General features: G+C 60.9%; 8 protein-coding genes. 1 reads left to right on the top strand and 7 read right to left on the bottom strand.

The features are described from left to right. Positions 1 to 71: 71 nt before the first annotated feature. Positions 72 to 932: a hypothetical protein gene (locus ACFQDI_RS24390; protein WP_377171970.1), complete on the bottom strand. Its 861-nt coding sequence runs from the start codon at positions 930 to 932 to the stop codon at positions 72 to 74. Between the two features lie 151 nt (positions 933 to 1083). Here ACFQDI_RS24390 and ACFQDI_RS24385 point away from each other — a divergent pair, with 151 nt between their 5' ends. Next, on the top strand, positions 1084 to 2379 hold the full coding sequence (locus tag ACFQDI_RS24385) for an MFS transporter (RefSeq protein WP_377171968.1): 1296 nt from the start codon (positions 1084 to 1086) through the stop codon (positions 2377 to 2379). Between the two features lie 48 nt (positions 2380 to 2427). Here the strand turns inward: ACFQDI_RS24385 and ACFQDI_RS24380 are convergent, their stop codons facing one another. The 6 genes from ACFQDI_RS24380 to ACFQDI_RS24355 all read right to left on the bottom strand — a co-directional run bounded on the left by ACFQDI_RS24380 (position 2428) and on the right by ACFQDI_RS24355 (position 6825). Further along, entirely contained in the window at positions 2428 to 2880 is a 453-nt protein-coding gene (locus ACFQDI_RS24380; protein WP_377171966.1) for an RNA recognition motif domain-containing protein, read from the bottom strand. A 238-nt stretch (positions 2881 to 3118) separates the two neighbouring features. Continuing rightward, the gene (locus ACFQDI_RS24375) at positions 3119 to 3958 is read right to left on the bottom strand and encodes a Spy/CpxP family protein refolding chaperone (RefSeq protein WP_377171964.1); all 840 of its coding nucleotides are present in this window, start codon (positions 3956 to 3958) and stop codon (positions 3119 to 3121) included. Beyond that, the gene (locus ACFQDI_RS24370) at positions 3955 to 4302 is read right to left on the bottom strand and encodes a hypothetical protein (RefSeq protein ID WP_377171962.1); all 348 of its coding nucleotides are present in this window, start codon (positions 4300 to 4302) and stop codon (positions 3955 to 3957) included. Before ACFQDI_RS24370 ends, ACFQDI_RS24375 begins: the two co-directional genes overlap by 4 nt. After that, complete coding sequence (locus tag ACFQDI_RS24365; RefSeq protein WP_377171960.1) at positions 4292 to 4816, bottom strand: RNA polymerase sigma factor; 525 nt, start codon at positions 4814 to 4816, stop codon at positions 4292 to 4294. The genes ACFQDI_RS24370 and ACFQDI_RS24365 overlap by 11 nt, the downstream gene beginning before the upstream one ends. 80 nt (positions 4817 to 4896) lie before the next feature. After that, positions 4897 to 5937: a hypothetical protein gene (locus ACFQDI_RS24360; protein ID WP_377171958.1), complete on the bottom strand. Its 1041-nt coding sequence runs from the start codon at positions 5935 to 5937 to the stop codon at positions 4897 to 4899. Between the two features lie 69 nt (positions 5938 to 6006). Next, positions 6007 to 6825 carry an oxidoreductase gene (locus ACFQDI_RS24355; RefSeq protein WP_377171956.1) on the bottom strand — a complete coding sequence of 273 codons (819 nt, stop codon included), beginning with the start codon at positions 6823 to 6825 and terminating at the stop codon, positions 6007 to 6009. Positions 6826 to 6859: the final 34 nt, after the last annotated feature.

The raw sequence follows: 6859 nt of genomic DNA, 5'->3' as shown, positions 1-6859 counted from the left end.
CATGCTTGCAATCAAAAGCCTAAGAGGCGTAGGAATACATCCCCAAAACGGCCACTGCCGGAATCCCGCCTTTAAGGCTGGGGTTTAGTCGCTGGCAGTGGCACGGCATCCGGCTCAAAATCGAGCACATCCTGATGCGTGCGCAGGGCTTTCCTTGCCTTGTCAAAGAAAGAGGTGAGATCCTGGGCGTTCATCTGCTGCTTGTCGTCAATGTAGGCGTGCAGCTTCTGAATCTCGCCGTCGGCATCAAGGTTGACGGAGTTCATCACCTTCTGGGCCTGCTTGTAGGTGCTGGAGAATTTGCCCTGGGCCTGTTCAAAGGCTTCCTTGGCCCCCTCCTGACGAAGGTATTCCTTCTCTGCATCGCGGAAATTGCTGCTGAAGAGGCGCTTGAAGAAGCCTCCCTTCGGTTTTTCAAGCTGCTTGGAAGCCTGGGCGTCAAAGTAGTTTGCCAGCTCCTGAAACTCCTGCATCGGCTTCTGGTACTGCTTTTTCAGGTAGCTCAGCCCCGTGGTGATGATCGAGAGCTTTTCCACTTCCGCCTTCGACAGCGCCTGCCCCGCCTTCACTTTGTCCTCCAGCAGGTCAATGTATTGCAGCGTGGTCTTGTTGCCCTCGAAGATGTTTTCAAACTCCTTGGCGGCAATCGCCAGACGCTTGCGCTCACCTTTGCGAAGTTCATCGATCTTCTTTTCATGCTCATCATTGAGCGCGGTGACCATTTTCTGATGCTGCGCCGCCTGGGTTTCGAGCGTGCGCTGAAATTCAGCCTTCTTCGCGCTCATCTCCTCGGCATGCGCAGCCTTGACCTGCTCAAGCTCCGCATGCACCGCCGCGAGGTCCGCATGCGACTGAAACAGGAACCAGCCAAGCACGCCGGAGGCGAGAAAGCTCAGCACGAGCAGCGCGGTAAGGTTTTTGATGGCAGTCATGGTAAGGAAGAGTTGATGAAACTTCGCGGCAGGCAAGCCGGTTCATTGCGTCGCTTTTGCGCTGCAACACACGGCTCATGCACGCCTTCCGGTTCTTCTTCAAGCTCGAATCCTGCTAGGGATGGCTGATTTTCTGCGTCTTGTCTCTACGATGTCTTCCTCCGCACGCCCCACGATCGTCCGCCATCAGATCCTAGCCACGGCGACCATGGTAGCCTTTCTCATGTACCTGGACCGCATCTGCCTGGCACAGATTGTGAGTTCAGACTCGTTCCAAAAAAGTGTCGCTTTGGAAGGCTGGCAGATTGACTGGGTCAAAGGCGCCTTCTTCTGGGCATACGCTCTGGCCCAAGTGCCTGCCGGGTGGCTGAGCGACCGTTTTGGAACGCGCACACTCATCACCATTTACATCGCCATGTGGTCGGTTTTCACCGCGGCCACCAGCTTTGCCACGGGCTTCACCACCCTGCTGCTCGCACGCTTGTTCTGCGGACTGGCCGAAGCCGGCTACTATCCCGCCAGCAGCGGCCTGCTCACCCGCTGGGCACACATCGAATCACGTGGTTTTGCCAGCAGCCTGATCTCCTGGGGCGGACGCGTGGGCGGTGCTGTGGCACCAGGCCTGACTGCATTCGTGATTCTGCGCGCAGGCGACTGGCGCTGGGCAGGGTGGCTGTATGGGCTCGTCGGCGTGATCGTCGCCGCGTCATACTGGCGTGTCTTCCGCGAGCATCCCCGGCAGCACCCGCGCTGCAATGCGGCTGAGATCTCCCTGCTGGCAGAGGGCAGGGGAGACTTCCAGCCCGTCAAAGATCCGCCCAAAAGCTTCCCTCTCAAGCTCTCCTGCAAAAGCACCAATCTCTGGATGGCCAATGCCGTGCAGTTCTTCACCAACATCGGCTGGGCTTTCCTCATCCTCACCCTGCCGGACTACCTCAGAAAAGTGATGCACCTGGAGGAAGGCATGACCGGCCTCATCACCACAGGCGCACTCTCCATTGGCATCGCAGCCCTCCCGCTCGGCGGCTTCATCACGGACTACATCAGCCGCCATCATGGCAAGCGCCTGGGTCGCATGCTGCCCATGTCTGTCACCAAATTTGCCGCGGCTGCCTGCTACATGCTGGCCCTGTGGACTGATTCCCCCTGGGGTATGGCAGCGGCCTTTGGCCTCGTCGCCTTTTTTGGCGACATCGGCCTGCCAGCCATGTGGACGACCATGCAGGACATCAGCGGCAAATACCAGGCACAGCTCTTCGGCTGGTCCAACATGTGGGGAAACCTCGGAGCCGCCATCATGCCCATGCTTTTCTCTGTCGTGCGTGAGAATTTCGACACCAACCAGGACTACCACGAGGGCGTCTGGATGTGTGCGGGGGCCTTTGTTCTGGCAGGCGTGTTTGCGCTGTTCGTGAACGCAGAAAAACCCGTGATCCAGGAGGGCTGAAACGCTCTCACTGAACCACGGGCTTAAAATCAAAAGGAAACTGGGAAATTACCAGCCGCCTTCGTCGCCGCCGCGATTGCCACGGTCAAAGCCGCCGCGCTTGCCGCCGCCACCACCGTAGCCGCCACGGCCACCGCCGCCGCCACCACCGTAGCCACCGCCGCCGCCGCCACCACCGTAGCCGCCACGGCCACCGCCGCCGCCACCACCGTAGCCGCCACGGCCACCGCCGCCGCCGCCAGCCGGACGTTCTTCACGTGGGCGGGCTTCATTGATGGCCAGCTTACGGCCCATAAATTCCTGGCCATTCTGCGCATTGATCGCAGCATTCATGGCTTCTGCAGAGTCCATGGTCACAAAGGCAAAACCACGTGGACGTCCGCTTTCGCGATCCATCGGGAGGAAGACTTCGGTGACACCACCATATTGGGAGAACAGCTCACGAATGTCTTGTTCCTGAGCGGCGAAGGGCAGATTGCCCACATACATCTTGGTATTCATATCTTTGTTGGGTGCAGTCTTCCGCTTCGCGCCAGAATCAGCCCCGATCATCGGTATATGAACACCAACGGATTCAAAATCACCTGATGAACGACTGAGCCTGACCCTTAACAGGTGACTTACAGCGTCTTATCGCCGGAAACGGGCCAAAGGCAAACGAAAGTTTTCTACGGTTTCACCCCGACACCGCCATACGGGGAAACTCCTCATTCCCCTGCTTCCCGGTTTTTTGCCCGGCCTACTTCTTCAGCTTGCCCTCCACATAGGTGAGGATGCGCCCCACTTTTTCGGCGTCCTGGGCCTCTTTGGCAGCTTCAAATGCCTCCTTGGCCTGCACCAGTTCGCGCAGCAGCGGCAGTGAAATGATCTCCTGCCCGGCCACCTGCAGGCTTTCATAGCGTTCCTTCAGGGTCTCCAAGTCCGTGATTCCAGGCTCAAACTTGGAAAAGTCCACCTTTTCCACTTCGGCCTCCAGCTCTTTGACATGCGAATCCTCCATCAGCTCATCCAGCTTGGCATTGGCCTCGGAAAACTGCCCGCTCTGGATCAGCTTTTCGATCTCGCCGCCACGGTATTTCATCGCCTCAGTAGGCGGCAGGCCGATCGATTCCACCGCAGCCCTCAGCTTGCCGGCTTTCTGATGGACCTTGGCCTCCAGAGCGCTGCCTCCGGCCACCTTCGGCGGGCCGAGCTTCCTGGCTTTGGCCAGCTGCTCCGGAGTCAGCACATCACGCACGCCGATCAGCGTCCGGAGCTGCAGCTGTTTGATCGCAGCTTCCGCATTGAGCAGTTTCGTCAGCTGTTCCGCCGCCGCATCAGCTGCAGTCTTCGGGTCTTGCAGCATCTGGCCGAGCGCCTTCTTCTGCTCCTGCACGGCCTGTTCCAGCGGCTCCGCCTGCGCACGTGCTTTGCTGAGCTGGGAGTTCAGCTTCACCTGCTGCTCTTCGGTAAGCCCCAGCTGCTCACGTACTGAATCGAGCACATCCGGATGCAGCAGCCCGCTTTTCAGCCAGTCCTCCACTTGAGCTGCGGGCAGACTGGCGGCAGCAAGAAACAGACAGCAAAGAAACTTTTTCATGGGTGAATAAGGTTAAGGTGTTCAGGCAGAAGAAAATCCGATGGCGCTTCAAGTGCCATCAGCGATGGCTCGATGCTGGCAAACAGCTCTCCAGACGGCACATCAAACAAAGGCGGCAGGGCTTCACTCAGCGACGGCCCATGCTGCGGCATACGCCCCAGGAAGAGTGACAGTACGACCACGCTGGATGCCGCCAGCACTGCCGGCATCCAGCGCCTGGAAGGTTCGGGGCGTTGCCGGGGCGCATCCAGCAGTTCTGGACACCAGGCGGGTGCATCTTCACGGTCAGACCGGCGCAGGCGCGCAAAAATCGCGAGCAAATCGTCGTCAGTGCTAGGTTTCATGGATGGGGTCGGGTTGCAGAAGGCTGCGCAGGCGCGCTTTGCCACGTTCGTAATGCTGGCGCACAGAGCCAAGGCTCACACGCAGCACTTCCGCCGCTTCGTTGAGCGTCAGATCCTGGTAGAAAACCAGATGCAGCACCTCTGCCTGTCGTGCTGGCAGCTGCGCCAGGCAGCGCCGCAACTCGGCCGTACGCTCGTCCAGCTCCATCTTTCGTGCGGGCGAAGGACTGGGATCCTGCTCCGCAGCGCCGAAGTGCAGCAGCAGCCTGCCCAGAAGGGATTCGCGATATCTCAGCCGCCGGAACTCCTCGTAGGCCGTGAGTCGGATCACTCCAAACCACCACGTTTTGAAGCTGGAGCGCCCATCGTGCAGCGTCCGCTGCTGGGCCAGTTTGAGATACGCGTTTTGCAGCACGTCCTCCGCCCGCGCATGATCGCCCGCACAGCAGTGCAGCGCCCAGCCAAAGGCGTCGGGATGCAGGGCTTCGAGCTGGTCGGCAGTCGCGCGTTCCATTCATTTCCCGCTGAGTGCCGCGGGCTGCCGCTTTGTATGACACCGGCGTGGAAAAAACCAGCCGCATGCTTGAGCGCTGCTCACTTCAGGAGCGCAGCCAGCCCCAGCAGCAGAGTCAGCACCAGCATGCCCCCGGCGGCGATCCAGAGCTCCACGGTCTGCTGCGGCAGAAACGCCACCGCATACGTCATCCCCACCTGCAGCCAGCTGCAAATAATGAAGGCGGTGGGGCTCGCGTGCCGGGTGTGGGCCTTTTGCGCCTCCTCCATGGTCAGCGGTGCCGCCTCAGAGCTGGCCGGCGCTATGGCCTGCTGCACCACCACCGGGCGGTGGGCAGGCGCCTCCACATGCAGGATGGTTTTCTGCCCTGATCGGGCCGCCTCCTCTTTCGGTGTCTCCGCCGGCGCTTGTTTGGAAATGATCTTCGGACCGCTGTCCGCACTCTTGGGAAGAATGGCGGACACTTTGGGCAGGACTGCAGCTCCGGACACGAGAGGTCTGGCTACCAGAGCCTGTGCAGATGCTGCAGCGCTGTTGCTCAGGAGGAGCATCCGGCCGTTGATGCTCAGACTCAGCGGAGGCTCCAGCACCGCCTCCTTCTCGCCCGCACGTCCCAGCCAGCCCACCGTCGCAGAATCGTCCAGCAGCTGCACCTGCACCTTGCCCCCGGGTGCCGCCCACAGGGCCAGCAAGCAAGGCGGGCAGCCCGCATCTGAAATCACCACCTGGCATTCGGCACCCGAGCCCACCAGCAGAGGCACAGCCTGGCGCAAAATCACCGGCATCTCTCCTGCCCTAAGTCCCTGCACCACCATGTCTCTATCCTCAGGCACGGCCGCATCCGCAGCAGGTCTGGCAGGCCGGATGATCTGCAGCTCGGTGCCGCCCAGAGTCATTTTCCAAGGCAGAGGCTGCGCGTAGGGCACGCCACCGTTGGCCGGATGCACCACCGCAACCTCGCAGCGATTCACCATCTGCGCTTTCAGCTCTACTTCTGCCACCGCCTCTCCGCTCACCTGAATGCTGCAGGCCGTTCCACGTCCGACGCTGATGGTCTCGCCGTCCTGCACCAGCAGGCAGCGGCGGCGGCCGTTCAGTTCATAAGGCACGGGAATGTTCATGTCGGGTGGCTTTCTTACGCTGCATCCGGCCGCAAGTCGAACGAACGATCATCCCCTGCGCGGGCTACATCAGCTCGCAAAATCCGTCGCTGCGGCCACGTCTCCCCAGCGCTCGGCCTCGCGTGTGAGGGCTGCGGCTTTGTCACGCATCTTCTTCACCACATACTTGCCCAGCGGCAGGCGTGGCGGCGTCTCGCCATCCAGCACCATCTTCACAATGGCCTGCGCGGCACGCACCGGATCGCCGGGCTGCTTGCCGTTCACGGTTTCAAGAAACGTGGCAAACTTCCGCGCGCTGCCGTCATAGTCTGCGATCTGCGTGGCGGCCTTTTCCAGTCCCCGTGCGATGAAATCCGTGCGGAACGGCCCCGGCTGCACCAGCGTCACGTGGATGCCCAGAGGCGCCAGCTCCAGCCGCAGGCTCTCGCTCATCATCTCCAGCGCGGCCTTGGCCCCGCCGTAGATGCCAAAGCCCGGATAATTCGAAATGGCCGCCGCAGCGCTGATGTTCACAATGTGACCGCGCTTCTGTGCCCGCAGCCCTGGCAGCACCGCGCGGATCACATTCAGCGGGCCAAAGAAATTCGTCTCCAGACTGCGGCGGATCTGCTCGTCGCTGCATTCCTCCACCGCACCGATCAGGCCATAGCCCGCGTTGTTGACGATCACATCCAGCGCCCCCGCAGCCGCGATCACTTCACGGATGTTGGCCGCATCGGTGATGTCGAGCGCCATGACCTCGCAGCTTCCCGGCTTTTCCAGATCCGCGATGCTGCGCACGTCACGCGCCGTGGCGATGACCTGCTGCCCGGCCGCCAGCGCCGCCTCTGCAATCGCCCGGCCAAAGCCGCTCGAACATCCGGTGATCAGCCATTTTTTGGAACTCATGCGCGCTTTGTTTTGATAGTATGGGTTGGAAAGT

Source organism: Prosthecobacter fluviatilis (assembly GCF_042655725.1).
In the GTDB taxonomy this organism is placed as follows: domain Bacteria; phylum Verrucomicrobiota; class Verrucomicrobiia; order Verrucomicrobiales; family Verrucomicrobiaceae; genus Prosthecobacter; species Prosthecobacter fluviatilis.
The sequence above is the reverse complement of the archived record's forward strand: the minus strand, read 5'-3'. Positions and strand labels throughout refer to the sequence as shown.